Source organism: Marinomonas fungiae (genome assembly GCF_001418205.1).
Taxonomy (GTDB): Bacteria; Pseudomonadota; Gammaproteobacteria; order Pseudomonadales; family Marinomonadaceae; genus Marinomonas; species Marinomonas fungiae.
Genome location: NZ_LIQF01000002.1, coordinates 229,093 through 255,637 on the forward strand (window position 1 = coordinate 229,093; position 26,545 = coordinate 255,637).

27 protein-coding genes and 1 tRNA gene are annotated in these 26,545 nt (G+C 45.0%); 22 read left to right on the forward strand and 6 right to left on the reverse strand.

All coding sequences use genetic code 11. From position 1 onward, the window contains the following. From ASC49_RS03505 to ASC49_RS03515, 3 genes are read left to right on the forward strand one after another with little or no spacing between them, the layout of a single operon-like run. The gene (locus tag ASC49_RS03505) at positions 1–1,005 is read left to right on the forward strand and encodes an ABC transporter ATP-binding protein (RefSeq protein ID WP_055461832.1); all 1,005 of its coding nucleotides are present in this window, start codon (positions 1–3) and stop codon (positions 1,003–1,005) included. Beyond that, positions 998–2,011, forward strand: a complete 1,014-nt coding sequence (locus ASC49_RS03510; protein WP_055461833.1) for an ABC transporter ATP-binding protein — start codon at positions 998–1,000, stop codon at positions 2,009–2,011. Before ASC49_RS03505 ends, ASC49_RS03510 begins: the two co-directional genes overlap by 8 nt. Then, complete coding sequence (locus ASC49_RS03515) at positions 2,002–2,925, forward strand: LysR family transcriptional regulator (protein WP_055461834.1); 924 nt, start codon at positions 2,002–2,004, stop codon at positions 2,923–2,925. Before ASC49_RS03510 ends, ASC49_RS03515 begins: the two co-directional genes overlap by 10 nt. A gap of 5 nt (positions 2,926–2,930) precedes the next feature. On the opposite strand, the gene ASC49_RS03520 is transcribed toward ASC49_RS03515, so the two are convergent. From ASC49_RS03520 to flgA, 5 genes are all read right to left on the reverse strand, one after another. Further along, positions 2,931–4,148, reverse strand: coding sequence for a TIGR03862 family flavoprotein (locus ASC49_RS03520; protein ID WP_055461835.1), 1,218 nt, complete (start codon positions 4,146–4,148; stop codon positions 2,931–2,933). 167 nt (positions 4,149–4,315) lie between these two features. After that, positions 4,316–4,391 (reverse strand) — tRNA-Arg (locus ASC49_RS03525). Positions 4,392–4,480: 89 nt separating this feature from the next. Continuing rightward, positions 4,481–4,957, reverse strand: coding sequence for a flagella synthesis protein FlgN (locus ASC49_RS03530; RefSeq protein WP_055461836.1), 477 nt, complete (start codon positions 4,955–4,957; stop codon positions 4,481–4,483). Positions 4,958–4,976: 19 nt separating this feature from the next. Further along, complete coding sequence (gene flgM, locus ASC49_RS03535; RefSeq protein ID WP_055461837.1) at positions 4,977–5,288, reverse strand: flagellar biosynthesis anti-sigma factor FlgM; 312 nt, start codon at positions 5,286–5,288, stop codon at positions 4,977–4,979. Positions 5,289–5,397: 109 nt separating this feature from the next. Continuing rightward, the gene (flgA, locus tag ASC49_RS03540) at positions 5,398–6,087 is read right to left on the reverse strand and encodes a flagellar basal body P-ring formation chaperone FlgA (protein WP_055461838.1); all 690 of its coding nucleotides are present in this window, start codon (positions 6,085–6,087) and stop codon (positions 5,398–5,400) included. A gap of 125 nt (positions 6,088–6,212) precedes the next feature. On the opposite strand from flgA, the gene ASC49_RS03545 reads away from it, so the two are divergent. The 15 genes from ASC49_RS03545 to fliS all read left to right on the forward strand — a co-directional run bounded on the left by ASC49_RS03545 (position 6,213) and on the right by fliS (position 21,367). After that, a complete protein-coding gene (locus ASC49_RS03545) occupies positions 6,213–7,145 on the forward strand; it encodes a chemotaxis protein CheV (RefSeq protein ID WP_055461839.1) in 933 nt (310 codons plus the stop codon). 43 nt (positions 7,146–7,188) lie between these two features. Continuing rightward, positions 7,189–8,022, forward strand: a complete 834-nt coding sequence (locus ASC49_RS03550) for a CheR family methyltransferase (protein ID WP_055461840.1) — start codon at positions 7,189–7,191, stop codon at positions 8,020–8,022. 187 nt (positions 8,023–8,209) lie between these two features. Then, on the forward strand, positions 8,210–8,605 hold the full coding sequence (flgB, locus tag ASC49_RS03555; protein ID WP_055461841.1) for a flagellar basal body rod protein FlgB: 396 nt from the start codon (positions 8,210–8,212) through the stop codon (positions 8,603–8,605). A 2-nt stretch (positions 8,606–8,607) separates the two neighbouring features. Next, positions 8,608–9,060: a flagellar basal body rod protein FlgC gene (flgC, locus tag ASC49_RS03560; protein WP_055461842.1), complete on the forward strand. Its 453-nt coding sequence runs from the start codon at positions 8,608–8,610 to the stop codon at positions 9,058–9,060. Between the two features lie 11 nt (positions 9,061–9,071). Further along, positions 9,072–9,782, forward strand: a complete 711-nt coding sequence (locus tag ASC49_RS03565) for a flagellar hook assembly protein FlgD (RefSeq protein WP_055461843.1) — start codon at positions 9,072–9,074, stop codon at positions 9,780–9,782. A gap of 14 nt (positions 9,783–9,796) precedes the next feature. Continuing rightward, the gene (locus tag ASC49_RS03570; RefSeq protein ID WP_055461844.1) at positions 9,797–11,539 is read left to right on the forward strand and encodes a flagellar hook protein FlgE; all 1,743 of its coding nucleotides are present in this window, start codon (positions 9,797–9,799) and stop codon (positions 11,537–11,539) included. 136 nt (positions 11,540–11,675) lie between these two features. Next, a complete protein-coding gene (gene flgF / locus ASC49_RS03575) occupies positions 11,676–12,416 on the forward strand; it encodes a flagellar basal-body rod protein FlgF (RefSeq protein WP_055461845.1) in 741 nt (246 codons plus the stop codon). Positions 12,417–12,450: 34 nt separating this feature from the next. Further along, complete coding sequence (flgG, locus tag ASC49_RS03580; protein ID WP_055461846.1) at positions 12,451–13,236, forward strand: flagellar basal-body rod protein FlgG; 786 nt, start codon at positions 12,451–12,453, stop codon at positions 13,234–13,236. A gap of 12 nt (positions 13,237–13,248) precedes the next feature. Beyond that, positions 13,249–13,908, forward strand: coding sequence for a flagellar basal body L-ring protein FlgH (gene flgH, locus ASC49_RS03585; protein WP_055461847.1), 660 nt, complete (start codon positions 13,249–13,251; stop codon positions 13,906–13,908). Positions 13,909–13,927: 19 nt separating this feature from the next. Next, entirely contained in the window at positions 13,928–15,016 is a 1,089-nt protein-coding gene (locus ASC49_RS03590; RefSeq protein WP_055461848.1) for a flagellar basal body P-ring protein FlgI, read from the forward strand. An 11-nt stretch (positions 15,017–15,027) separates the two neighbouring features. Beyond that, positions 15,028–15,987, forward strand: a complete 960-nt coding sequence (gene flgJ / locus ASC49_RS03595; protein WP_055461849.1) for a flagellar assembly peptidoglycan hydrolase FlgJ — start codon at positions 15,028–15,030, stop codon at positions 15,985–15,987. Positions 15,988–16,120: 133 nt separating this feature from the next. Beyond that, positions 16,121–18,100: a flagellar hook-associated protein FlgK gene (gene flgK / locus ASC49_RS03600; RefSeq protein WP_055461850.1), complete on the forward strand. Its 1,980-nt coding sequence runs from the start codon at positions 16,121–16,123 to the stop codon at positions 18,098–18,100. Positions 18,101–18,107: 7 nt separating this feature from the next. Beyond that, positions 18,108–19,322 (forward strand): flagellar hook-associated protein FlgL, encoded by a 1,215-nt coding sequence (gene flgL, locus ASC49_RS03605; RefSeq protein ID WP_055461851.1) that lies wholly within the window; start codon positions 18,108–18,110, stop codon positions 19,320–19,322. A gap of 15 nt (positions 19,323–19,337) precedes the next feature. Next, on the forward strand, positions 19,338–20,855 hold the full coding sequence (locus ASC49_RS03610) for an HD-GYP domain-containing protein (RefSeq protein ID WP_055461852.1): 1,518 nt from the start codon (positions 19,338–19,340) through the stop codon (positions 20,853–20,855). 74 nt (positions 20,856–20,929) lie between these two features. Next, entirely contained in the window at positions 20,930–21,367 is a 438-nt protein-coding gene (gene fliS, locus ASC49_RS03615; RefSeq protein ID WP_055461853.1) for a flagellar export chaperone FliS, read from the forward strand. Here the strand turns inward: fliS and ASC49_RS03620 are convergent, their stop codons facing one another. Continuing rightward, positions 21,368–22,315 carry a hypothetical protein gene (locus ASC49_RS03620; protein WP_055461854.1) on the reverse strand — a complete coding sequence of 316 codons (948 nt, stop codon included), beginning with the start codon at positions 22,313–22,315 and terminating at the stop codon, positions 21,368–21,370. It lies immediately after the preceding gene. 159 nt (positions 22,316–22,474) lie between these two features. Here ASC49_RS03620 and ASC49_RS03625 point away from each other — a divergent pair, with 159 nt between their 5' ends. From ASC49_RS03625 to fliD, 4 genes are all read left to right on the forward strand, one after another. Continuing rightward, complete coding sequence (locus ASC49_RS03625; protein ID WP_055461855.1) at positions 22,475–23,302, forward strand: flagellin domain-containing protein; 828 nt, start codon at positions 22,475–22,477, stop codon at positions 23,300–23,302. A 421-nt stretch (positions 23,303–23,723) separates the two neighbouring features. Continuing rightward, complete coding sequence (locus ASC49_RS03630; RefSeq protein ID WP_055461856.1) at positions 23,724–24,548, forward strand: flagellin domain-containing protein; 825 nt, start codon at positions 23,724–23,726, stop codon at positions 24,546–24,548. Positions 24,549–24,626: 78 nt separating this feature from the next. Further along, positions 24,627–25,034: a flagellar protein FlaG gene (locus ASC49_RS03635; RefSeq protein ID WP_055461857.1), complete on the forward strand. Its 408-nt coding sequence runs from the start codon at positions 24,627–24,629 to the stop codon at positions 25,032–25,034. Positions 25,035–25,069: 35 nt separating this feature from the next. Further along, positions 25,070–26,530: a flagellar filament capping protein FliD gene (gene fliD, locus ASC49_RS03640; RefSeq protein WP_055461858.1), complete on the forward strand. Its 1,461-nt coding sequence runs from the start codon at positions 25,070–25,072 to the stop codon at positions 26,528–26,530. Positions 26,531–26,545: the final 15 nt, after the last annotated feature.

The following is a 26,545-nucleotide window of genomic DNA, read 5'->3' on the forward strand; positions in this document are numbered from 1 at the left end:
GTGAGTCTATTGTCGGTAAATGGATTAAGTGTCAAATTCAAACGTCGCAACGGTGACCTGACTGCGTTGCATGAGGTGAGCTTCAGTTTGGATCGAGGCGAGCGCTTAGCCATTGTCGGTGAGTCAGGAGCGGGGAAATCCATTCTGGGATATGCCTTGGTGAACTTGCTAAGCAAGCCCGGTTATATAGCGGCTGGCTCTGTACAGCTGGCGGGACAAGAGCTTACTCAGCTTAATGCTAAACAGTGGCAGGGAGTTCGAGGTAAGAGGATCGCGATGATTTTCCAAGATCCTATGATTACGTTAAATCCCGTGCTAAGCATTGGTGATCAGATGGTGGAAGCGATCCGTAGTCACACTCGTATTGCCTATAAAGATGCTCGCAAATTAGCGATTGAAAAGCTGGCTCATGTGCGTATTGCTGCTCCTGTGCAACGTTTCGATCAGTATCCTCACGAACTTTCAGGCGGTATGCGCCAGCGTGTGATTATCGCCATTGCGTTATTGCTAAACCCCGAAATCATTATTGCCGATGAGCCGACAACCGCATTGGACGTGACGATTCAGGCTGAAATCCTGCAGTTACTTAAGCAAATTTGTTTAGATAATGGTGTTGCGCTGATCTTAATTACCCATGACTTTGGCGTCGTGTCTCGTATTGCTGAGCGTACTTTGGTGATGTACGCGGGGCGGATAGTTGAGCAAGGTCCAACGCTCGAGATTATCAATGACCCACAGCACCCTTACACGCAAGGTTTGCTAAATGCTTTGCCGCAAATGGCATTACCAGGACAGCGATTGAATCAAATACAAGGCAGCATGCCTCCTCTAAGTGAGCACCCCGGCGGCTGCGCATTTCATCCCCGTTGCCCTTATGCTCAAGACAAATGCCGCGAGAAAGTACCGGGTTTTGTTTACAGTGGCGTTTCAACTGTGGCCTGTTACGTGGTGGAAGACATGTTAGCTGAGTTTGCGCAATACGATGAGGAGGACCTAGATGTCTGAGCCATTGGTTCGTATTCTGCAAGTTGAGAAAAGCTTTCGCACCCGTTCAGAGTGGCGTTGGCCGCGTATGTTTGGAGGCAAGAAAACCAGCTTGGCGTCCCATGTGTACGCAATAAATAATGTCAGCTTAGAGATAGAGCGCGGCGAGACTTTATGTGTGGTGGGGGAGACGGGCTGCGGTAAGTCGACCCTAGCCAGACTATTGATGGGCTTGGCTCAGCCTGATGCAGGGGTAATAGAATACCAAGGTCAGCGCATTGATCAGCTGAACGATAAACAGCGAATGCGCTATCGCAAGAAAATGCAGATGGTGTTCCAAAACCCATACGCTTCACTCAACCCTCGTATGACGGTGTATCAAATTTTGCGCGAAGCAATCGTCTTACATCATCGGGATTGGGATCGACATCAAGTGGATCTTTTTATTGCCGAACTTTTGCAATCCGTAGGGCTTAGTAAGGATGCTGAAGATCGTTATCCTCACGAGTTTTCCGGCGGTCAACGTCAGCGTATTTCACTGGCGCGTGCCTTATCGGTTGAACCTGAGTTGATTGTTGCGGACGAGCCATTGGCGGCGTTGGACGTTTCGGTGCAAGCCCAAGTGCTGAATTTGATGATGGATAAACAGCAAGAGCTCGGCTTGACCTATCTCTTTATTACCCATGATCTTGCGGTGGTTGAACATTTCGCAACACGGGTGGCGGTAATGTACCTCGGTCGAGTGTGTGAAGTCGCCATTCGAGAGACCCTATTTAAAGCCCCTAAACACCCTTATACCCAAGCTCTATTATCCTCAATTCCACGGCTTGATAATCTGACCTTGGAGCCGATTCATCTTTCTGGTGAAGTGCCGACGCCCCTAGAAAAGCCTGTGGGTTGTAGTTTCTGTGGACGTTGCCCCTTGGCTAATCAGCGCTGCTACGAACAGATTCCTATGCTTGAACTGCAAGCCGATGGCAGCCAAGTCGCGTGTCATGCGGTGGCGGAGGGGCGTTCATGGAAATAAGGTGGTTGGAAGACTTTATTGCCTTAGCTAAGACGCGCCATTTCTCTAGGGCTGCGGATGAACAGAATGTGACACAGCCGACCTTTAGTCGACGAATCAAGCTGCTCGAAGAAGAAATGAAAGTGACTTTGATTGATCGCAACACGTTACCACTGTCGCTTACGCCTGCAGGTGAGATCTTCTTGCAAAGTGCAGAGTTGATCACACGTCAGTTACGTGATGCGAAAGCTCGTTGTCTGGAAATTAAAGAGCAAGAGCAATCGCAGATCCGCTTTATCACGACACAGTCCCTGTTTTTAGGCTATTACCGTGAATTTGTTGAGCCGCTGTGTCAGCGTTTAGAGCTACGTATTGATGTGAATATGAAGTCGAGTTCTTGGGCTGGAGCCGATTTTATTAATGCAATGACGGCCAATGAGTCCGATTTAATGCTGTGTTTCTGGCATCCTGCGATGGGGTTCTTAAAGGAGCTAGATGAGGAAAACTTCGACAGTGTCACCATCGGCCGTGAGATTCTCGTTCCTTGCGTAGCAACCGACAAGCAGGGACGACCTAGCTTTGAATTGCCCGGCAGTCGTAAACAACCGATTCCTTATATCGCCTACGATGACGCTACCTTTCTTGCTCCTGCGGTGCAGCATCATTTACAGCGCCAACACGAAGTGCCTCAACTACAGATACTGGCCAGTAATATCCATGCAGCCAGCATTAAGGCCATGGTGAAAGAAGGTTTTGGTATCGGTTGGTTACCCAAGCGTTTGGTGGCAGATTCGTTGAATTATGGCACATTAACACTTGCCGGAGCGGTGAATTGGAACGTGCCGTTAGAAATTCGCGTCTATCGAGCACGCAATAACATCAACCCCAATGTGCTGCAGTTTTGGCAAGCGCTTAAGGACAATGCCTTATCCTAAGGGCGTTAATCCGCCAAAAGACGCGTAACGCCTTCCCCCACCATGCGCCCAGTGGCGAAACAGGCCGTCAGCAAGTAACCACCTGTGGGCGCTTCCCAATCTAGCATTTCTCCGGCACAGAAAACCCCTGGTATTTTCTTTAGCATAAAGTATTGGTTAACACTGTTTTGACTGATACCGCCAGCGGAGGAAATAACTTCGTCTAAGGGCTTAGTTTTGTAAAATGAGATCGGAATGGATTTCAGACAGCGGGCAAGTTTCTCTGGCGTATCAAAGGCTTCTTTCTGGTACGCTTCATACAGTAGTGCCGACTTAATGCTATCTAACTTAATGGTACGCTTAAGGTATTTAGCCAGAGATTCTTTTGGTTTGATATTGCTAAGTTTCTGCACCAGTTGATCACGGCTCAGATCCGGTAGTAAATCAATGGTGAGTTTACCTTCGCCGCGTAGATTAATCGCGTCACGTAGATACTTTGAGAAAGCGTAAATTAGGCTGCCTTCCATGCCGTCACGTGTGACGATGCATTCGCCTTTGCGCTCCATTGTTTCTCCACTAGGTAGCTTCATCGTAAAGCTAACGCCTTTCAAAGGAGCGCCGGCAAGCTTGGTTTGTAAGTGTTCACTCCAATTGCTATAAAAGCCACAATTAGTGCTTTCAAGAGGGGTAATCTCGACGCCTTGACGTGATAAAAAGCCGACCCATTTACCATCAGAGCCAAGTTTTGGCCAGCTGGCCCCGCCTAATGCTAAGACAATGGCATCAGCGCTCTTGGTTTTGTCTAAACCTTCGTAATTAAAGGTAGCCTGCAGGCCTTCTAAGGCAATTAATTTATGGCGCATATGAAATTCAACGCCTGCGTCTTTGAGGCGTTTGAGCCAATTACGTAACAGCGGGGCAGCCTTCATTTTTTCTGGAAATACTCGACCAGAAGTGCCCACAAACGTCTCAATCCCCAAATCGTGAATCCATTGGCGTAGCGCATCAGCGTCAAAAGCTTTGATCGTTGGTTCGAGCCATTTGGCCTTGTCGTAGTAGCGCGTAATAAAGTCTTCGTAGGGCTCGGAGTGTGTAATATTCATGCCGCCAATGCCAGCAAGCAAAAACTTACGGCAAGCACTTGGCATAGCATCGTAGACATGTACTTGATGTCCCGCAGCCTGAATGACTTCTGCGGCCATCAAACCGGCTGGTCCTGCACCTATAACAATGACTTGTTTCACGCAATGGTCTCTATTTCAAACACAAAAGCGGCATGATAGCGAATTACGCTAAAACTACCACCCTTATGGTCGTTTCGTGAGCAAAATGGGGATAACTGTGTGCGGTTTGGTTAGGTGTGCTCTAAAACTTGGTTTTAGGGGCGAAAAAGCGCTACTTAGATAAACTATGGCGTCTCCACCAGGACTCGAACCTGGAATGGCCGCTTAGGAGGCAGCAGGTATATCCCGTTTACCTATGGAGACACAACCCGTGAAGTATATCAATTTGAGTCTTGGATACCAAGAGGGTGTTTAGCTAGCTTACTGTTTTATATAGAGTTGTTGGCGAAAACTTAGGCTCTGCCAATGGTGTGTTTGCTACTAATCGGGCGAGTGCCACCGGACGCTGTGTAAACTTTATTTTTACGGTTATGTCCCTGCAACATTTCAAACATGTCTTTATTGCGCTTCTGCAGTGTGCCTAGGATCTGTGCATTGGTGTTGTTTGCTTGTTTGCAGCGGTCTAATAAAGCATTGCAGTCAGCAACCAGTTGCTTGATGTCGTCAAGGCCTTCTTGGTTGTTGAGCCAGTTGAGGAAGTCTTCGTCGGATGGTTTCTTTGGATTGAGGATGCCAAATTTGATGAGCATGCTTTGACGTTTTGCATTCGCGCTATCGATATTATCGAGCAATACCTTTTTCTCGGATGCAAGTTGCAGGATATCATCAGGCGTAGCGATGGCTAAAGCTGAGCGCTCTCTGATAAGAACCTCAAACAGCTGTTCGAGGTTCTCTTTGATCTGAGTAAAGAGGGGGGCAAGCGGGATCATAATGAGGGCGAGAGTTTAGTTAACTAAACAGCTCGTCCATTGCCATCATATTGCTGGCAAGTTTTTGAGTATCGATCTTGTACTCACCTGCAGCAATGGCTTGTTTGATTTGTTCTACTTTATCCATGTCCACACTCGCTTCAGAGTCAGAGCTTTTGACTTGTAGAGACTGAGCAACACTGCTTAGTTGTACAGTATCGTCAGAAAGGCCTTCTTTACTATTAACGTTTGTGCCAGAAGACGTGGTATTGGTTTCGTCATTCTTAACACGATCGTTTTTGGTCGATGAGAGTGTTGGTGGTGTACCAACGCCCGAAATGTTCATTGCCATGATGCTTGCCTCCAGAATTAGTCCGCTAACTCAGTTATCGGTCGAGCACGTTGAAACTTTAGAAATTATTTTCAACAATTTTTAACTGAAGATAGCAAGTCGCTACTAACTAGTAGTTTACTAAAACCTCACCATCACTGACAACTTTTCCGTACACAATTCGACCAGAACTGACGTTTTGAACGCGAATCTGCTGGCCTTTTACGCCATCCTCCAAAGCGACACCGTTCATTCTAACCACTATACTGTTACTTTGGGCTGTAATAAGTATGTTACTGCCTTTCTTAATGAGGTCTGGCAGTTCGGTAACTTGATCCGTTATAAAGTTATTGATACGGATATTGCGCGATGCTACCAATCCGTAAGGAGGGTTGGCACTGGTGTATAAGTGTCCTCTTAAGGTTGCTAGATCAATTTCACCGATATCGGTATTCTGTGTGGTAATACGCTCTCCTCGAGAGATGGGGGCGATGGCTTTTATGCCTTCAATTAAGATGCTTTGTTCGACTGGTACATAGGACTTCCATACAGGGTTTTCGCAGCTGATGGCATAGGTCGTTCGGTTAACCGCTTCGGGGCGCTGGTTGTCAATCGAAATGGGATGATTGCAATCAGGAAGGTAATCCAGTGCGACTTTATTCTGTACTGTTATGCTAATTCGAGCATTGGGATAAATGCTTTGTAATCGTTTGTATTCTATTTGTTGAATGAATTGTTCGATTTGAGTTTCTAATTGTGACGCACTACTCCAACTGCAAAGAAAAAAGAGTAATATGGTCAGAAGCTTGACGCGACCCATCGTAAATCTCCAAGGATGTCGACTTGGGTTAGTAAAAACAACGGAATCACTCTATCATTTGATGAGGGATTTTCATAATAATAGGTATTCCCTGTTATTTAGAGCGCATATTTTAGGAGGCTTTTATGGCCGGAGTTCTCGAGAGCGTAAACCAACGAACCCAACTCGTCGGAGAAAACCGTCTTGAATTATTGCTTTTTCGGTTAAATGGTAAGCAGATATACGGTATCAACGTTTTTAAAGTGAAAGAAGTGTTGCAGTGCCCTAAGCTTACAACTATGCCTCACAGTAGCCCTGTAGTGCGAGGCGTTGCTCATATTCGCGGTGGCACCATTCCTATTTTAGATTTGGGGTTGGCGACAGGGGCTAGCCCGATCGAAAACATTCAGCACTGCTTCGTAATTATCACGGAGTACAACCGACGTATTCAAGGTTTCTTGGTGCGCGGAGTAGAGCGTATTGTCAACATGAACTGGAGCGACATTCAGCCGCCACCAAAAGGTCTATCAAATGACAACTACCTTACTGCGGTATGTCAAGTAGACAAGGAGATGGTTGAAATCATTGATGTTGAGCAAATCCTGTCTGAAGTGGCGCCAATGCGTCAAAATATTTCTGCAGGTATTGTCACAGAGGACATTCAAACAAATGCGAAAGAGCACCATATTCTGATCGTCGATGACTCATCTGTTGCCCGTAAGCAGATTAAGCGTTGTATGGAGGATGTGGGCTTTGCGACAACTGTTTTGTGTGACGGTAGAGAAGCGCTGACATATCTACAGAATTTAGTAGCTGATGGCGTGGATGTGACAGAGCATTTCTCTATGGTGATTTCTGACATTGAAATGCCTGAAATGGATGGTTATACGTTAACAACAGCGATACGTAATGATAGTCGTCTACAAGACTTATTTATTCTGCTTCATACTTCTCTAAGTGGAGTATTTAACGAAGCGATGGTTAAGAAGGTTGGTGCGGACGGGTTCTTGGCGAAATTCCAGCCTGATGAATTGGCGCGAATCGCAATTGAGACGGTTGCAGCAACAGAAGAAGCTTAGTTTTATTAAGCTAGTATGTGAATGGCTGCGCTAAGGAGCATGAATGCTGAGTAGTTCGAATACTATCTCGCCTCAAGGGTACGATCGATTTCGAAAGTATCTTGAAAAAGAAAGTGGTATCTCCCTGAGTGACAATAAGCAATATCTTGTTGCTAGTCGCCTTGGGAAGCTGCTAGAGCGTGAAAAGTTCTTAAAGATTGAAGAGCTTGTTGATGCGTTGGAACGAGGTGGTCGTACTTCTAAACTAAGGGAAGAAGTGATCAATGCCATGACCACTAACGAGACGTTGTGGTTTCGGGATGCTCATCCTTTTAAAATTCTGAAGGATATGATTCTTCCGCAATATGACCAGCGACCGATTCGAATTTGGTCTGCTGCATCGTCTACGGGTCAAGAGCCATATTCCATCAGTATGGTGTTGGATGAGTTTAAGCAATCTAAGCCGGGTAAACTTAAGCCTGGTGAAAAAATTGTTGCGACGGATATTTGTACCAATATCCTCAAACATGCCAAACAAGCAGAATACGATAGCTTGGCCATTGCCCGCGGTTTAAGTCTTGAAAATCAGAATCGGTATTTTGATAAGCTAAGTGCAACCACTTGGAAGGTGAAACCCAGTATTGCCTCTCGAGTTGAGTTTCGACACTTGAATCTGATTGATTCGTTTTCATCATTAGGTAAGTTTGATGTGATTTTTTGCCGCAATGTACTGATCTACTTCACTGCTGAGATGAAGTTAGATATTTTGAAGCGTATGCATGCGGCGCTAAATCCCGGTGGTTATCTGTTTCTTGGCGGCTCTGAAGCATTGAGTGGATTATCCTCTATGTTTGAGATTGTTCAGTGTCACCCAGGGATTGTTTATAAAGCAAAATAACCCTGATTGTTCGAGATCCATAAAAACGGCAACTTAAATTAAGTTGCCGTTTTTTTTATTTGCCGCCTATTGCCGCTTAAGTGCTTCGTCATTTTTAACATATTGAAAAATATAGTGTTTTTTATTTGGCATTGTATTTGCTTGATGTATGTCGAATAAAAACTGTTCGGTTGTAAATGAGGGTAGTATGTCGATTTCTTTCAAAGATGCGTTTGCTGGGCATGATCAAATGTTGATGTTTCGTACCTCGCGCGCTTCTGTGTTAGCAAATAACATCGCCAATGCGGATACACCAAATTATAAGGCACGAGATATCTCATTTGAGTCTATGCTTGCCACTGAAAGAGAGCGTTTGGTACTTGCTGGTAACGATGATCAACATATTCATGCCGAGAGTTCATTTGCTGCGGATGATGGCATGCTCTATCGCAATCCTAGTCAGCCTTCTTTGGATGGTAATACGGTAGACATGCAGCGTGAACAAGCTGAATTTGCTCAAAACTCCTTGCAATTCGACACCAGTTTTTTGTTTTTAAATAGAAAGATCAGTGGTATGAAGAAAGCGCTGGCTGGAGGACAATAATAATGTCATTGAATAATATTTTTGCCATATCCGGGTCAGCCCTAAGTGCCCAAACGGTGCGCCTCAATACCGTTGCCTCGAACATCGCCAATGCGGAAAGTGTGGCGAGTTCGGCTGATCAAACTTATCGCGCGCGCAAGCCTGTGTTTGAACAAATGATGACAGAGGCTATGCGTGAACGTGGCTGGAATGCCTCAGACGATGGCCTAGAAGCGAGTTCTGGTCTTGGTGTGCACGTTGCGGGCATTGTGGAATCGGATGCGCCTCTTCAACCACGCTATGAACCAAATAGCCCGATGGCCAATGAAGAAGGGTATGTGTTTTATCCTAATGTGAATCCAGTAGAAGAAATGGCCGATATGATGTCTGCATCGCGCTCGTTTCAAACCAACGTTGAAATTATGAATTCTGCTAAAAGTATGATGCAGAAAATGTTGACCCTAGGGCAAGCCTAAGGGGGTGAGTGATGGCTGATATCAATACAAATACTGCGCTGTCTGGCTTGATTGCCCAGTACGGCACACAAGAAGCGAAAGCAAAAACTGGGGTTGGTAACAATACGGCGGGCGCCAGCACAGAAAGTGCTGATGGTTTGGCTAATCAGGACGTGTTTATGCGTCTTTATATTGAGCAGCTCAAGAACCAAGATCCGACCAAACCACAAGACTCTGGAGACATGGTGTCACAGATGGCTCAATTTAGTTCCCTTGAGCGTCTAACAAAGATGGCTGATGAAATGGAAAATTTGTCGCAGTCTTTGATATCTAGTCAGGCATTGACTGCGTCTACACTGGTGGGTCGATATGTCTACGTGGATCAGGACACTGCGCCGGTCGCAGAGGGTAATCCAACTATGCTGAAAACGTCCTTTGCTGATGATGCAGTGAAAAATGAGCTGCAGATTATTAATAGCGCAGGTCAAATAGTTGATAAGTTTGCTTTGACAGATGAAGAGTTTCAGTGGGATGGTACAGATGGCGATGGTAATTTTGTACCGAGTGGCATGTATACTTTCAAGGCTACTTCAACGAATGCCGAAGGTGAAGTGACTCAGCTAGGTATCCAAACGCCAGCGAGGATTAACGGTGTTACTATTAATGGTAGCGAAGGTTCCACACTTAATGTAGCCAACTACGGCAAGCTACCTTTATCTGATGAACTGGATATTGTAGGTTAGCGGGAGAGAATATTATGGGTTTTAATACAGCACTTTCAGGTATCAAAGCATCCGCTGACTTTCTCAGCACAACAGGTAATAACATCGCCAACTCAGATACAACGGGTTTTAAAAAATCACGTGTCGAGTTTGGTGACTTGTATAACACTAACGTTATTGGTGCTGGCAGTAGTAATACGATTGGTAGCGGTGTAGCGGTTAACAATATTGCGCAAGAGTTTTCTGCGGGCAATATTTCCTACACAGACAATAATTTAGATCTTGCAATTGATGGTACAGGCTTTTTCGTTCTGGATGTGGGGGGCACGCAGGCCTATACGCGAGCAGGTGACTTTAAGCTTAATGAAGAAGGTTATCTGGTTACGAATGATGGCGCCTATGTGCAGGGTTACAATGCGGTTAATGGTATCATCGGTGGTGCCTTAGAAGATCTTCAGGTGCCTACAGAGCGTATTGCTCCTGAGGCATCTACAGCGGTCGAGTTAGAGTTTAATTTGGATTCTCGTTTGGATGATGTACCTCCTTTTATTGAGGCTTCTTTTGATCCAGGTGACCCTGATACCTACACGTTTACTCAAACAGCAAATACTTCTCCTGCTCCACCAGCGACGCCTCAAGCAGTAACCTTGTATTATGCAAAGTCAGATGCACCAAATACTTATCAGGTTTATGCAACGGTTGATGGTGAGCAGAATGATCCTACTACAGGGTTGCCCTATTTGTCTGAGACTTATGTGGTTTTTGATGATGCGGATGGCTCTTTTTCAACAACCACCGCTAGTGGTCAGACGCCTTTTGCACCAATCTACGTAGGTGATGGTACAAACGTTACGCTAGGTGATCCTGCGGCGGTAACAGGTATTACGGTTGCAGGCTTGACCTTCGATTTCGATGGAGCGCAGCCCGAGATCGCGACGCCGGATAACTTTGCACGTCCGACTTTTGATCCAGCCGATCCGAAATCTTACACTTACAGTAATACCAATACTATTTATGACGCTTTAGGCGAAGAGCATACCATTGGCTACTATTTCATAAAGCAAGGTGAAAACAATACTTGGGAAATGAAAGTCACAGTCGATGGGGAGATTAACAATCCAGTTCCTCAGCCAGTGATTGATCCTTTGACCGGGTTGCAAGCGATTGATCCGGTAACAGGTTTGCCACAAACTCAAATAGTCCCTTATTTACCGGAAGATACGGTTGTACGTTTTGATAATGAAGGTAATTTAATCGGTGCTTATACAGGTTATGAGCCCTATACGGTACCAAGTCCTACTCAACTGAGTATCACTGGCTGGGATCCAACTGACTCAAATGCTGTGCTAGAGATTGATCTAGGGGATTCAACTCAATACGCGCTGTCTAGTTCTGACACCTTTAGACAAGATGGCTATGCGGCAGGTGAGCTTCAAGGTGTAAGCTTTGATGAGGATGGTTTGTTGATCGCAAGTTACACTAACCAGCAGACTGCGGTTTTAGGTCAGATTGCCTTGGCGAATTTTGATAACGTAGATGGTTTAACGCCAGCTGGAGATACCGCTTGGGTGGCAAGTTCTGACTCGGGGGCGGCAAATATCGGCAGACCGAATACCGGTACTTTCGGTAGTATTCAAGGTGGGGCTTTAGAAGAATCAAATGTGGATTTGACGGAAGAGCTGGTCGCCTTAATAGAAGCGCAGCGTAACTATCAGGCCAACTCTAAGACCTTAGAGACTGAAAACACTGTAACGCAGACCATTATTAACCTTCGTTAAGTGAATGGTTAGACGAAAAGCCCAGCTCTTTAGCTGGGCTTTTTTTATGTCTAAAATTTATAAATGTGAACTTGGCACGCTATTTGTTACACAATCTCTAATAACAGTTTAATAAGTTTGCCAATGAGGTTCATGTATGGATAGAGCGCTTTATTTAGCCATGAGTGGTGGAACGCAAGTTATGAATGCCCAAGCCATTCATGCGAACAATCTTGCTAACGTTGCGACAACTGGTTTCCGCTCAGATTTCGAACAAGCTCGCTCAATGCAAGTCAACGGGGACTACTATCCTTCCCGTGTTTACGCCATGACTGAAAATCCTGGTACCAGCTTTGAACAAGGGCCTTTACAGCAAACCGGCCGTGATATGGATATTGCTGTACAAGGAAAAGGCTTTATTGCGGCGCTGGACGGTACTGGGCAAGAGGTTTATACCCGCGCTGGTGATTTGCAGTTGACTGTTGCTGGGCAATTGGTCACAGGTTCAGGGTTACCTATCGTTGGCTCTGCTGGCCCTATCTTTTTGCCACCTCTTGATGAGTTGACGATTGCGGATGACGGCACTATTTCGATCGTGCCGCGCGGCGGAGATGGCACGCAAATAACCGCCTTGAACCGTATTAAGTTGGTGTCAGCTGAGCCCGAGAGTTTAACTAAAGGTGAAGATGGTTTGCTGCGTACTAAGAGTGGTGAGCTGTTGGTGGCTGACAATAATGTTCAGGTGATTTCAGGCTTCTTAGAAGGTAGTAATGTCAATGCTGTCGAAGAGATGACCAATATTATGGAGTTGTCTCGCCGCTTCGAGATGAATATTAAAGTCATGAATACGGTGCGTGAAAATGAAAATGCATCGGCACGAATTTTACAGCGTAGTTAAGAAACACGCTGACTGAAAGAGATTAGGAGTAGATATGCATTCAGCTCTATGGGTTGCAAAAACAGGTTTGTCGGCAATGGACAAGCAACTGTCCACTATCTCAAACAACTTAGCTAACGTTTCTACGACGGCCTTTAAAAAGGACCGTGCCGTATTTGAAAACTTGATGTACCAAACATTACGTGCGCCAGGTGGCTTATCTTCACAAAATACTGAGCTACCATCTGGTTTGCAGATGGGGGCGGGTGTCCGTGTCACTGGCACGCAAAAGAACTTTGAATCTGGCGATTATAATGTAACCGATCGACAGTTGGATGTGGCGATTCAAGGTGCCGGCTTTTTTCAAGTCATTCAGCCTGATGGCACCACTGCCTATACTCGAGATGGTCAGTTTCAGTTAAACAGTCAAGGGGATTTGGTAGACTCTAGTGGTTTGCTGCTCGATCCTGGTATTACGATTGACTCAGATGTCGTTCAAATCAATATTGCCGAAGATGGTGTGGTGTCTGTGCTTCGTGGTGGTCAAACGGATATGGAAGAGGTGGGAGCCTTAACTATTGCTAACTTTATTAACCCGACAGGTCTGCATTTTATGGGAAGTAACCTATACGGTGAGACCACTGCCAGTGGTGCGCCGATTGTTGGGGTTCCGGGGCAGGATGGTCTGGGTTATTTAAGCCAGGGGATGTTGGAATCCTCTAACGTAAATTCCATCGAAGAGTTGGTCAATATGATCACGACACAGCGCGCTTATGAGATGAACTCGAAAGTGATCTCCGCTGCCGATGGTATGTTGAGCTTCGTTAACCAACAATTATAAAGAGTAGTGTTTATGCGTTACTTATTAGCATTGTTTCCTTTGGTTTTGGTGGGATGTGCGGCGGTTGAGCCAGCGCCTGTCTCGGATGATCCCTATTATGCTCCTGTGATTCAGCCAGCGGTGCAATATACACAAAGCAGTGATGGCAGTATCTATCAAGCAGGCATGGGAGATGTGTTTTTCGGTGATAAGAAAGCTCGCCAAGTTGGGGATATACTGACGATCACCCTAGCAGAAAATACGACCTCAACTAAAACCAATGCGGCATCGGTCTCGAAGTCCTCAGCGGCAACCATTCAGAATCCTACTTTATTAGGCATTCCTATTGGTTTGGATACGGATCTGCCGGGGATGAATAGTAACTTTACAGGCAATGCCAACGCTAACCAAAGTAACAGCTTAAGCGGCAGCATTACAGTGACAGTATACGAAGTGTACCCAAACGGACTTTTGGCCGTTCGTGGTGAAAAGTGGATTACCTTGAATCGAGGTCAGGAATACATTCGTTTATCTGGTCTTGTTCGGGCAGAGGATATAAGCTCAGACAATACCGTTGAATCCACTCGATTGGCCGATGCTCGTATTGCTTACTCCGGTACTGGGGAACTCGCTTCGGGTAGTGAGCAAGGTTGGCTGACTCGAGCACTGAATACCAGCTGGTGGCCGTTTTAATTTTTAGAGAGTCTCGACCATGAAAACCTTTTGCATAGCGCTCTTATTCATCTTTTTTAGCAGTCTGGCTTCGGCTGAGCGCCTAAAAGATATTGCTAGCGTGGAAGGCGTGCGTGATAACCAACTGTTCGGTTATGGTTTAGTGATTGGTCTTAACGGCACCGGTGATGATACGGATTTCACCAATCAAAGCTTTATCAGTATGTTGAACCAGTTTGGCATTAACTTGCCGGATGGTGCCTCAACGGATGCCGATAACGTAGCGGCGGTATCGCTGACGGCAACGCTGCCTCCTTTTTCAAAACCGGGTCAAAATATCGATGTGACGGTCTCCTCTTTAGGTAATGCCAGTTCACTGCGTGGTGGCACCTTACTTCTTTCGGCTCTAAAAGGTGCTGATGGTCAAGTTTATGCGATTGCCCAAGGTAATTTGGTGGTAGGTGGTTTGGGCGCTGGTGGGGCTGATGGCTCTAGACAAGCTATTGCTATTCCCACGGTGGCACGCATTCCAAATGGCGCGAGTGTAGAGAAAGCGGTTCCCAGCAGTTTCAATCGTGGCGATACGTTAACCTTTAACTTGAATCGCCCAGACTTCACCACGGCAAAGCAGGTCGCTGATAAGATTAATGGCTTGTTGGGACCTGGGGTGGCGCAGTCACTTGATGCAACGTCTATACGGGTAACGGCACCTCGAGACCCTTCTCAACGAGTTACTTTTTTATCCATTCTCGAAAATCTAGAGGTGGAGCTTGGTCGTGAGCGCGCTAAAATTGTGGTCAATTCTCGGACAGGCACTATCATTATTGGTCAGGATGTCACGGTATCTCCGGCAGCGGTTACTCACGGTAGTCTGACGGTAACGATTAAATCGAATCCTGAAATCGGTCAGCCTGATATCCTACCGGGGGCAGGACAAGAGTTAGCGCCTCGTCAAGAGATAGAGACGGATGAGGAAAGTGGTCATATGTTTGTCTTTACGCAAGGTGCTTCATTAAACGATATCGTGCGTGCTGTGAATCAGGTTGGCGCTGCGCCAGGTGATGTCATGGCAATTTTAGAAGGCTTAAAGCAAGCAGGCGCTTTAAATGCTGATCTGGTAGTGATCTAAGTGGGGGAATTATGAGTCGGATTGATAATAATGCCTTTTTTGCGGATTTTAATTCTTTAGCGGATTTGAAACGCCAAGCCCAAAAAGATCCTGATGCAGCGCTTAAAAAAGTGGCCCAAGAATTTGAAGCCATTTTTATTAATATGATGTTCAAGAATATGCGCCAAGCCAATGAGAACATTGGCGGCGGCTTGTTTGATAGTACACAGACCAAACAATATACCGAGATGATGGATACCCAGATGGCTCAATCATTAGCCAACGCTGGGGGGATTGGTCTTGCTGAGTCCTTAACACGCCAATTACAAGGCAAAGGGATGGGGGCTGCAGTGAACTCTGGTGAGGAGAAAAGTGATGGTTCAGAGCAGGCGTTTTTAAGTCGTCTTTCAGCGCTAGATTTGGAGCAAGTAAGAGGAGTAGCGCAAAGAGCTGCTCAAGATCTTGCGGAAAGCACAAAACGGATGGCTGAAAATTCGAATATATCCGCTAAGGATGTGGTCTTTGAGACACCAGATAGCTTTGTTGAAAGGTTGTGGCCCCATGCCCAGAAAGCTGGCGAAAAACTAGGGGTGGATCCACGAGCCATTCTAGCGCAAGCGGCTCTAGAGACTGGGTGGGGAAAACATCCTATGGCCAAGCATGATGGCTCGCCGAGCTATAATTTGTTTGGGATTAAAGCGGACCAGCGTTGGTCTGGCGATCGTGCTTTGGTTAATACTTTAGAGTTTCGTGATGGGGTTGCGCAAAAAGAGCGTGCTGCGTTTCGTGCTTATGACTCGTTTGAGCAAAGCTTTGACGACTATGCTAACTTCTTACAAACCAGTGAACGGTATCAAAATGCCTTGCAGGCTGGTGATGATGCGGCAATGTTTGCCGCTTATCTGCAGAAGGGGGGGTATGCAACGGATCCAAATTATGCCGATAAGATCTCTAATATCCTTTCTAGTAAATGGTTTAAAACCCTTCTATAACAACGCCTTGAAATAAATTTAATACATCTCATGCAATCATATTGAGAAAAACTTCTTTTTGGTAAAGTAATTGCATCAACTGACGATATAAAGGTATACGCATTCGCGTTTTGGTATCTGAGAGGTTGATCGCATGGCTAGTCTTTATTCCATTGGTTTGTCGGGTTTGCAGTCGAGTACGGCGCGTATTACGACGACTGGTCAAAATACAGCAAACGTTGATACAGAAGGCTACAGTCGACAAAATACTGCGACAGTAAGCCGTGCTGGCGGTGGTGTGCTAGTTCAGGATACCAGCCGTATCATCAATCAGTACGTCAACCAGCAAGTGTGGAGCGATACGTCTAAATATAATTTTTACGACAGTTACCACTCAATGATGACGTCATTTGATGCTGTAATGGGGGATAAAAGTGTATCCCTGAGCAGTTATTTGGATACGGCTTTTAGCTCTCTACAGAACGTAAACAGTGATCCAACTGATAGTGCTGCCCGCGCTCATGCTTACTCTACTTTTCAAGAGCTTGCGTCGCAGTATAACGAGTTGGCTGATTATGTGACCAATCAACGTGAATTGGCGAGCGATGAAATCAGCAATAATGTTGAGGAAATCAATAACATCACGGACCAAATTGCTTCTTTGAATGAGCAAATCTTTAAGTTGGAATCAACATCCAAAAGCCCTGCTAATGAGCTACGAGATCAGCAAGAGCAGCTGGTAAAAGAGTTATCAGCATATCTCGATGTTAAAGTTAAGTACGACGATCATAAATTGATGACGGTAAACTTGGCTTCAGGTCAGCCTTTGGTTTTGCAAGGTAATAACAACGAATTGGCATTGACCAGTAATCCTAAAAATCCGGATGGGTTGGTGGGGATTGAATTAAGCTTTGGGCGCTATGAGGTGAATATTCCGACTGATGAGCTTGGTGGCTCTATGGGCGGTTTGATTGCTTTTCGTAACGAGTTTGTGACCACGGCTGAGCGTATGTTAGGGCAGCAGGCATTAGTGTTGGCTGACACCATGAATGAGCAGAACAAACTGGGTTTAGATGTCAATCTTGATTATGGCATTAATCTTTTCTCTACCACTCCTATTAAAACAGTTTCGAATCCTAACAATGGTAATGAGAATGCTGATATTGGTGTTCGTGTCACGCCTGGCGCATCGAGTGAGGTGTTGACCGATACCTATGAGGTTGTCATGACATCTGCTTCTTCTTTTCAGTTGATTACTTATGATTTGGATGGTCGTATTACCAATGAATCCGATGTAGTGGATATTTCTGCTTCCAGTGCTGGGGATTACTTTACGGTTCCGGGGTTTGGTGTAGATATTCAAGTCGGGGCACTAGCGGACTACAGTGCTGGTGATCGCTTTCAGTTTGCGCCGACTAAAGATGCTGCATCGTCATTGCGTATAAGTGCTCGGTCAGGTGATGATTTTGCAATGGCCTCGCCGCTATCTGTATCAGGGGATTCTGCTAATCTGTCTGATGCAAACATTTCCATATCATCAATCACAAGCTTGGATCCGACTCGCTCAAGTTTTACACAAAGTGAAGGTCTAAAGCCAAATGCACCCACTCGATTAGAGTTTGATATTAATGGGGATGTGACGGTTTATTACGATGCACAGACAACGCCTAATACGGCCATAGGCCCCGTTACGCTTACGGATTACACTGACATTTTTGCTGAGTTGGGAATTGCGGAGTTTGCTGGTTACGACATCAGTTTGGATGGAGCGCCTCAGCCTGGTGATGCATTCAGTATAGGGTTTAATGCGACAGGCGAATCGGACAACTATAATGGTCTGAAGTTGGCAGACCTGCAGAATCAGGCAACAGTAGGTGGTTCGCGATCTTATTCGGAAGCATTTACATCGTTGGTGACGGAAATCGGTAGTGTTACTGCGTCGCTAAAGACAAACTCGAGTGCTAGTGAAGTCGTGATGAATCAGTCAGTAGCTGCTCGGGATCAGGTATCTGCTGTGAGCTTGGATGAGGAGGCGGTTAACCTGTTGCGTTATCAGCAATCCTATACTGCATCCGCCCAAGTATTGTCTGCGGCACAAAATACATTCGCGACGCTGATCGGTGCGTTGAGGTAGGTGAATCATGCGAGTAACTTCTAATTTAATTTACAATCAATCTGCATTGTCAATGGCTAAGGCGAATGAACGTTATCTAAAAGTTCAGGAGAAGATCGCTCAAAATACAGAGATTGTTCGCCCGAGTGACGACCCAAATGGCGCTGGTCAGCTGCTTCGTTACGAAGCTGACAGTAAGCTTATGAAGCAGTACAAAGATAATATGACGCTCGCCACCAACTCTTTGAAGTATGAGTCGGTTGCCTTGGAAAGTATGAACACTACGTTAAATTCGATCAATGTGTTAATGATACAAAGTCAAAACGGGGCATACTCTCAAGACGATTACGATACCATGGCAGAAGAAATTGAGAATTTTCTGCACTCCATGGCCGATTTGATGAACTCGCAAGATTCAAATGGTAAGTATATTTTTGCGGGTACGAATGCAGGTTCCCCTGCCTTTATCAAAAACGTAGATGGCCGCTACCAGTACGACGGTGACGAGGCTCAGCGTAATGCTCAGATTGGCGATAATATTACCATTGCTACGAATGATTCGGGCAAAAAGATCTTTGAAGACACTTGGACGCGAAATAACTTCACTGCGGTGACGAGTGCTGGTTCAGCTACCTTGAGCTCAAGGGTGGCTGACCAAGATGCTTATGATGCATTTCTGAAAAAAAACTACAGTGCGGTAAACCCAGCGTTGAATAACTTTCAGTTAGTGACCGAGTCTCCAGGAGCAGGCCAATTCGAGATTTCAGACAGCTCAGGAGTGATTGCAACGGGTAACTATCAGCCGGGGGAGCCATTTACCTTTAATGGTATGGAGTTTACTTTGACTGGGGCTGCTGGCAGCACGGTTGATTTTAGCTTTGATGTGCCGACACGTGATAATGTGCTTAATCAGGTGCAATCGGCGATTGATGCACTTCGTAATCCCAGCTTATCATCAGGACAGCGCGAAGAGGCGATACTGGATGCTTTTACCAGTATTAAGAATACCCAAGCTAATATGTCGACAGCTTCGTCCTCTGTTGGGGCTCGTTTAAATACCATTGATAATCGAACGGACTATGGTGCTTCTAAAGAAATCTTCAATAAAGAAGCCCAAGAAAATATTGGTGGTTTGAATGTCTATAAAGCGACAACGGAGCTGAAGTTGAGTGAGAGTGCGCTGGAGGCTTCGCAATTATTGTTCCAGCGTTTGAGCTCCTTATCCTTATTCAATTCGCTTTAGCATTAAGGGAAGCACATGGCAAAGTTCGATGTTTTGGCCTTGTATGGAGTCAATGTCGACTTTGCCTATTTCAATATTTTTGAGCTACTAGATGTGCTCAGTCTTAAAGATATCGTGCTTAAAAGTGATCGAGTGGCCAGTTTGGTTAAAAAGCATGGCCGTAAACATCGCATTGTGAGTATTGCTATCCGTCAGGTTGCTCTCTACGAATTGAAACCTTTTTTAGATAGTAAATTCCTTTCTTATGACAGCTCTTTTCAAGAGCTTAGTTTTGGGCAAACTGATAACGAGCGTCGTTATGAAGCAGAGGACAAGTTTCTTTTGATCTGTTTTTCATTGGCGTTAGGGAAGTCAATTGTCAGTATTAAGCATCTTAAAAATACGGAAGAGTTAGCAAAGTTTCCGCGAGAGTTTTTTGTTAAAGGCAAAAGCCTGTATCAATATTTCCGACAGATTCTGAATGACAATACTCGAGATTATGTCCTGAGCTATAAAGAAGGCAAGCTTGACGCCCGTAGCGAATCGCCTTCAGACATGGAGCGGCAAGAGTCTGCACAAGCAGTTACATCGCCGAAGTTGATAGACACCCCAAAAATTGAAGGTGTACCTTTTGCAAAAGAAGTAGAAACGGCTTTGTTGCTTATGAATCAGGGTGTGCAGCTAATTAGGGAGGAGGTTGGTGACGCACTGAAGGGTAAAGCATTCAATCTCACTAAGGTCGCTGGCTTTTGTCAGAAGTTAAGTGATTCCTATGATCGTAATCCCTATGCCTTATTGGCTGTGAGGCATATCCAGAACAGTGATCAATATGTTGCGCAACACTGTGTAGCATGCGCCATACTTGCTTGTCATTTGGCTAAGGCTTTGCAATTAGAGCCTCGTTATGTGCAGGTCATATCAATGGGGGCGCTGTTGTTCGATTTAGGGCGATTCAAGCTGCCTGAAGCCATGACGAAAAAGTCGGGAAAGTTAACCGAAGCCGAGTTCCAGTTAACCCGTCGGCATTTGAACTTTGGTGAAACGATTCTCGCTAGTGCTGAGAATGTGCCTAAAGTGATTTATCAAATGCTTTGGGAGCATCATGAGCGACCCGATGGAGCAGGTTATCCACAAGGTAAAACTGAGGATGAGATTAGTGTCTACGGCTCAATTGGGGCCATTGTGGACGCCTATGATTCCTTGACTTCTGAGCAACCTTATAAAGCGCCGCTGACCCCTGTTGATGCGCTGGAAAAAATGTTTAGGGAATCTGGGTTGGCATTTGATCAGAAATTATTCTCCTTATTTAAGAAAAGTTTAGGTTCGGTTCCGGTTGGCTCTTGTGTTCAACTGAATAATGGACGGTTAGGGTTTGTTTTGACTCTGAATAGTCAGTTGCAGCCTGCCTTGGTTCGTCAGGTATACAGTCTTTCTTCTAAAAGTTTTATTGCTCCCATTGATTTGGCGATCAACCAAAATAGTGATATCTGGATCGTTAACATCGTATTGCCATCGGACTTTGGCCTAACGTTTGGCCGCCACTTATATATTTAATCGTAATTTGTTCTAAACTTTCTCTAAGGCGGCCGATAACCTCTGAGAGCTTTATTTTTTAGTAGGTGGTTTTTATGTATGCAAAAAAAGGCATTCAAGCGTATAAGCGTGACTCGATCAGTGCGGACCTAGCGGAAGCGACTCCTCACCGAGTGATTCAGCTTCTGATGCAGGGTGTATTAGAAAAAACTGCACAGGGTAAAGGCTTTATCGAGCGTCGTGACATTGAAGGTAAAGCTGAGGCCCTATCAAAGGCATCTGCGATCATTAATGCTCTGCGAGGCTCTTTAGATCGAGAGTTTAATCCAGAGTTATGTGATAACTTAGAATCACTTTATGACTATATGATTGGTTTAATTGCCGAGGCAAGCGTTACCATGAAAGTAGAAAAGTTAGATGAAGTTATTCAGCTGATGCTGACAGTCAAATCAGCATGGGATCAAATCAGCGAAGAAGATAAGCTACTGTCTGAGCAAATGCGCCAAGAGCATCAAGTAGCTGTCTCAGAATAATCATTTCCTAGATGGATGATTAAGCTCGATATCTGAGCTGTAGATCTTGGTCTGGCCTTCATGGCTAGAATAATAGACCGCTTTTAAAGTGGTCCCTTCCAAAGCCAGTCCGGGGTAACTACAATCACCGCCGGACTCTAAGTCAATTGACTTCAGAACCTTTCCATCCAAAGATAGCTCTGCGATTTCAGTCCATTGCGGTAGCCATTGGTTAGGGTCTTGATGACGGCGGTAGCCAGCTAACAATGTCTTCTTGTTAGGTGCCCATGCCAATGCTGGTCCTCCGATTCTAAAGCCCAAATCGAACCACTCCCATTGTTTATAGGGAGGCTTAGATTTGCCAAGTAATCCTGTCGAAAGCTCTGCTGGCGTGATGTCTCTTCTAAGTAAGCAATAAACATTACCTTGTTCATCAAACGCTAGATCGTGCTCGTTTGCATACTCGTCATCGAACTTCTCAATTTGATAACTTTTGTAATGTGTCAATGAAGAAAACTCGTACCAGTACAATCCTTCTTTAGGAGGGGTTCCATAAGCAATGCCGTAGGCCTTGCCGTTCTGCCAGGTAATGCGCCATAGCCAGTGGTTGGGTTCGGCTACCGCCGTGGGATTGGACCAGTTATGGTTGCTGTATTGGCTCCAAGCGAAGGTTTGGTAGTATTTTAACGGAGCTTTTGTGTAAAGGGCTGTTGCAAGTAATACAAGTGTATTGGTCGGCGAGATACTCAACTTAGGGTCACGTAAATCAGCCTCTTGTATTCTGATAGTGCCCATGTCTAGCCAGATTGTACCATCAATTGATTTTAGGATTCTGATGATGCCATTTTCTGAGGTATGGGTGCTTGCTTCTCTAAAAGTACACCACCAAGCATCTTGGAATCGGATTAGGTCTGTGAATGCATTGTGTTCTGACTTTTGCCATACAGTTTGTCGCTTGATTTCTCGCATCTCTAGCTGCCTTTAGCTTCGTATTGCTAGATCTTACGTGTTACGAAAAAAAATTGAAGAAATTCCTAAAGTAAAAACAGAGGGTGACGATAACTAAATCATAAGAGATACAAACAATATGTATCGCCGAATAAGTTAGAATTGAGTGGAGATAAAATCATGGCTCTATATGTAAATACAAACGTTTCTTCTTTGAATGCTCAGCGCCAACTAATGGGTTCGGGCAATGCCTTAACTACTTCGTTTGAGCGTTTGTCTTCAGGTTTTCGTATCAATAGTGCGAAAGATGACGCGGCAGGTCTTCAGATCAGTAACCGTATGACATCTCAGATTCAAGGTCTGAATCAAGCTGTTCGAAATGCAAATGACGGTATCTCTGTTGCACAGGTGGCAGAAGGTGCACTACAAGAGAGTACAAATGCTCTACACCGTATTCGTCAGCTAGCGGTTCAGTCTCAAAACGGTATCAACTCTAGTGCAGATCGTTTGGCTCTGCAAAAAGAAGTTTCGGCGCTTAAAGTTGAAATGAGCCGTATTGCACAAACAACTCAGTTTGGTGGTGTTAACCTTCTAAGTGGTTCGTACTCTGCTAAATTCCTAGTGGGGGCAAATGCTGGGCAGACAATTAGCGTAAACATTTCTCGAGCTAACGGCTATGGTGCTTTAGGTCTAGGCATTGCAGCTTTGTCTGTATCTAGTCAAGGTGGCGCTTCAGCTGCGCTAGCTTTGGTTGACTCTGCAATCACTGCGGTAGATAACAAACGTGCTGATTTGGGTGCGATCCAAAACCGTTTTAGTTCAACTATTCGTAACTTGAGTAATATCAGTGAGAACGTAACAGCTGCTCGCTCACGTATCAAAGATACTGATTTCGCGACAGAAACTGCTGAATTGACTCGTAACCAGATTCTACAACAGGCAAGTAACACAATTCTTGCGCAGGCTAACCAACGTCCACAAGCAGCGTTATCTTTGTTGGGAGGTTAAAAATAACCCGTTGGGGTGGATTAGGAGGTCGAGGTAAGATTTGGCATCCAACCACCAACGGGAATAATTAGAGTTTCTCATTCTAACTATATTAGCCAAGCTTAATGCTTGGCTTTTTTTTGCCCTTTTTACAGGTTTTGCTGGGGGAGGTAGTCCCAGCTCATAATGTAAAGCATTTTCTGTGCCATATAATTAATGTGTTGATCTGTATAGCTTTTTTTGCGTGTGTCGAAAGGCTTTGGCAAGTTTTTGCCAAAGCATGAAAAAAAAACAAAAAAAAAGGCTAAAGTTTGCCTCCATAAGCCCGATAAGCTGATTAGGTAAGATGTAAAAGGTCTGGAACTCTAGAGGTGGGGTTCCATATCTCCCACCTAGGTGGTTATTAAGGCTGGGCATTAATGTGCCCATTTAGGAGGTCGTTATGGCTTTATATGTAAATACAAACGTTTCATCGTTGAATGCACAGCGTCAGCTATTGGGTTCAGGAAATGCCTTGGGCACTTCGTTTGAGCGCTTGTCTTCAGGTTTTCGTATTAACAGTGCGAAAGATGACGCAGCAGGCTTGCAAATCAGTAACCGTATGACATCTCAGATTCAAGGCTTGAATCAGGGTATTCGTAATGCGAACGACGGTATTTCTGTTGCTCAGGTAGCCGAAGGTGCATTGGAAGAATCTACTACTGCACTGCACCGTATTCGTCAATTGGCGGTACAGTCTCAGAACGGTATCAACTCTAGTGCTGACCGTACTGCTCTACAAAAAGAAGTATCAGCTCTTAAAATAGAGATGAGCCGTATTGCACAAACTACCCAATTTGGTGGTGTTAACCTGCTAAGTGGTGGTTACTCTGCTAAATTCCTAGTGGGTGCAAACGCTGGCCAGACAATTAGCGTTAACATTTCTCGAGCTAATGGCTTTGGTGCTACAGGCCTTGGTATTGCTGCTTTATCTGTATCAAGTGCAGGTGGGGCTTCTACTGCCCTTGCTTTGGTTGACTCGGCGCTTAAAGCAGTAGATGGTAAGCGTGCTGACCTAGGTGCGATTCAAAACCGTTTTAGCTCTACTATCCGTAACCTAAGTAATATTAGTGAAAACGTAACTGCTGCTCGTTCACGTATCAAGGATACTGACTTCGCAACAGAAACTGCTGAATTGACTCGTAACCAGATTCTTCAGCAAGCAAGTACTTCTATCTTGAGTCAGGCAAATCAGCGTCCACAAACAGCGCTATCTTTGCTAGGCTAAGGGATATCCCAAGCTAATATGAGCTAAACTCAAGAGTGGTTTAGCTCTGTTAGCTTTATCTTTTTGGAGGAAGAGGATATGTCTTTGAACAGTATCGACAGCAGAATGATGACGGTGGGTTTTGAGGGCAGTACGCTTGCTTCGACGCAAAGTATAGATGTTGGTCAAGCGAAGAATTCAGAATCAACATCTGAAGTTACTCAGACGGCTGAACAAGAAAATGTCAATTCATTAGAAGACAGCTCGGTTGTGTTGCAGAAAGCTGTGGAAGATATCAATGCCATGGTTGAATCAAAGAATAGGCAATTGCGCTTTTCGGTCGATGATTCAAGTGGTAAACCCGTAATTACAGTTTTAGATTCGGAAAGCGAGGATGTTATTCGGGAGATTCCTTCCGAAGAAGTACGTCGTTTAGCCGCCAGAATTCAAGATTTACAAAGTGAAATAGGTATGGCTACAGGCTTGCTTGTAGACAGCCGTGTTTAAAATGATCAAAAGCGTTTGCTAGAAGGGGGCTGAAAATGTCTATAGGCGGAACATTAGGAGTTGCTTCAGGATTGGCTCTAGAGGATCTTGTTACTCAGCTAGTTTCGGCTGAGCGCACCCCGAAAGCAAGCCAGTTAGATAGTCAGAAAAGAACTGTAGATGTATCGCTATCGGCATTGAGTAAAATTCGATCAGCTTTAGGGGAGTTTCAAGGCTCTCTAGACATTCTAAAGTCAGCGGATAAGTTGATGCAGCGTGCTGCGACGGTTTCGCATCCAGACGATCTCACTCCTTTTGATGTAACCACATCCGGTGCAGCCAGTGCTGGGAGCTATAATATTACCGTGGAAGCGCTAGCTTCAGGTACTCGTGCAACCTCAGTTGACGGTTCATTTGCTGGTTCAGATTCTGTCGTTTCAACTACTGATGGTATTTTAACGTTTGGAGCGGACGGTAATAGCTTTGATGTTGAGGTCACTGCTGGTATGACCTTATCGCAACTACGTGAAGCGATTAACTCGAAATCAGATAATTTTGGTGTATCTGCCAACATTATTAATACAGGAGATCCTGCAGTAGGATCGAAACTGGTGATTACCTCTTCGATTACTGGTGACCCTGCAACAAAAGAGTTGAGCATCACCAATAACAATGCTGAATTAGATACCGTGTCCACGGTCGCATCTGGTGGCGGAGCAGCGATGTCGACTGTTAGCGCTCAGCAAGCCCATATCAAAATTGATGGTGTGGATGCGTACTCCGACTCGAACACCATGGAAAATGTTATTCAAAATGTCTCTTTGGACTTGAAGAGTGTTACTAATGGCACGGCTGCTACCTTGGATGTTTCTACAGATAAAGAAACAGTCCGAGGTTATATCGATGATTTTATCGAAAATTATAACAAGCTAATGTCAGCCATCGAAGATGAAACGAAATCCGGCACTTTGTCTGATGACGGTGAAACCTTTAGTGGCGGCGGCGCTCTAAATGGCAATAGTATGATTCGCGGCCTGAGAGATCAAATGGCGAGTGACATCATTGGTTCAGTGGGGACAGCAGATCCTACATTGAATACCTTGTTTGCTTTAGGTATTTCTATTGATGAAGATGGGAAAATGGAAATTTCCAGTACTAATGCCTACGGTGGCCCAACTGGTGAAGATCGCTTAAACGCCGCATTAGATGGCTCTTTTGATAAGATATCTTCACTATTCTCAGGGGATAGTGGTATAGCGACAAGAATGGAGTCTTCTTTAGAGTATTACACTCAGTCTAAAGGTCTTTTTGACTCTCAGGAGGAGGTGCTTAAATCTCAGCTAGAGTCTATCACTCAAAGACGAGAGGATTTGGATCAATATATTTCTGGATATGAAGAAACCTTAAGAAAGCGATATGCAGCATTAGACTCCGTTGTAGCGCAGATGTATCAAACATCATCCTATTTAATGAGCCAGCTTTCATCTTTACCAGGTTTTGGCTCAAGCGGCTCGTAATTATAAAAGTCTAGG

Coding starts and splice junctions, on each gene's coding strand:
- fliS (WP_055461853.1), top strand. CDS start 20,930: ATGTATGCAAAAAAAGGCATTCAAGCGTATAAGCGTGACTCGATCAGT.
- flgJ (WP_055461849.1), top strand. CDS start 15,028: ATGAGTCGGATTGATAATAATGCCTTTTTTGCGGATTTTAATTCTTTA.
- ASC49_RS03630 (WP_055461856.1), top strand. CDS start 23,724: ATGGCTTTATATGTAAATACAAACGTTTCATCGTTGAATGCACAGCGT.
- flgC (WP_055461842.1), top strand. CDS start 8,608: ATGTCATTGAATAATATTTTTGCCATATCCGGGTCAGCCCTAAGTGCC.
- ASC49_RS03635 (WP_055461857.1), top strand. CDS start 24,627: ATGTCTTTGAACAGTATCGACAGCAGAATGATGACGGTGGGTTTTGAG.
- flgK (WP_055461850.1), top strand. CDS start 16,121: ATGGCTAGTCTTTATTCCATTGGTTTGTCGGGTTTGCAGTCGAGTACG.
- ASC49_RS03570 (WP_055461844.1), top strand. CDS start 9,797: ATGGGTTTTAATACAGCACTTTCAGGTATCAAAGCATCCGCTGACTTT.
- ASC49_RS03625 (WP_055461855.1), top strand. CDS start 22,475: ATGGCTCTATATGTAAATACAAACGTTTCTTCTTTGAATGCTCAGCGC.
- ASC49_RS03550 (WP_055461840.1), top strand. CDS start 7,189: ATGCTGAGTAGTTCGAATACTATCTCGCCTCAAGGGTACGATCGATTT.
- ASC49_RS03620 (WP_055461854.1), bottom strand. CDS start 22,315: ATGCGAGAAATCAAGCGACAAACTGTATGGCAAAAGTCAGAACACAAT.
- flgL (WP_055461851.1), top strand. CDS start 18,108: ATGCGAGTAACTTCTAATTTAATTTACAATCAATCTGCATTGTCAATG.
- ASC49_RS03590 (WP_055461848.1), top strand. CDS start 13,928: ATGAAAACCTTTTGCATAGCGCTCTTATTCATCTTTTTTAGCAGTCTG.
- flgM (WP_055461837.1), bottom strand. CDS start 5,288: ATGGCAATGAACATTTCGGGCGTTGGTACACCACCAACACTCTCATCG.
- ASC49_RS03530 (WP_055461836.1), bottom strand. CDS start 4,957: ATGATCCCGCTTGCCCCCCTCTTTACTCAGATCAAAGAGAACCTCGAA.
- flgA (WP_055461838.1), bottom strand. CDS start 6,087: ATGGGTCGCGTCAAGCTTCTGACCATATTACTCTTTTTTCTTTGCAGT.
- flgG (WP_055461846.1), top strand. CDS start 12,451: ATGCATTCAGCTCTATGGGTTGCAAAAACAGGTTTGTCGGCAATGGAC.
- ASC49_RS03565 (WP_055461843.1), top strand. CDS start 9,072: ATGGCTGATATCAATACAAATACTGCGCTGTCTGGCTTGATTGCCCAG.
- flgF (WP_055461845.1), top strand. CDS start 11,676: ATGGATAGAGCGCTTTATTTAGCCATGAGTGGTGGAACGCAAGTTATG.
- ASC49_RS03515 (WP_055461834.1), top strand. CDS start 2,002: ATGGAAATAAGGTGGTTGGAAGACTTTATTGCCTTAGCTAAGACGCGC.
- ASC49_RS03545 (WP_055461839.1), top strand. CDS start 6,213: ATGGCCGGAGTTCTCGAGAGCGTAAACCAACGAACCCAACTCGTCGGA.
- fliD (WP_055461858.1), top strand. CDS start 25,070: ATGTCTATAGGCGGAACATTAGGAGTTGCTTCAGGATTGGCTCTAGAG.
- ASC49_RS03510 (WP_055461833.1), top strand. CDS start 998: ATGTCTGAGCCATTGGTTCGTATTCTGCAAGTTGAGAAAAGCTTTCGC.
- flgB (WP_055461841.1), top strand. CDS start 8,210: ATGTCGATTTCTTTCAAAGATGCGTTTGCTGGGCATGATCAAATGTTG.
- ASC49_RS03610 (WP_055461852.1), top strand. CDS start 19,338: ATGGCAAAGTTCGATGTTTTGGCCTTGTATGGAGTCAATGTCGACTTT.
- flgH (WP_055461847.1), top strand. CDS start 13,249: ATGCGTTACTTATTAGCATTGTTTCCTTTGGTTTTGGTGGGATGTGCG.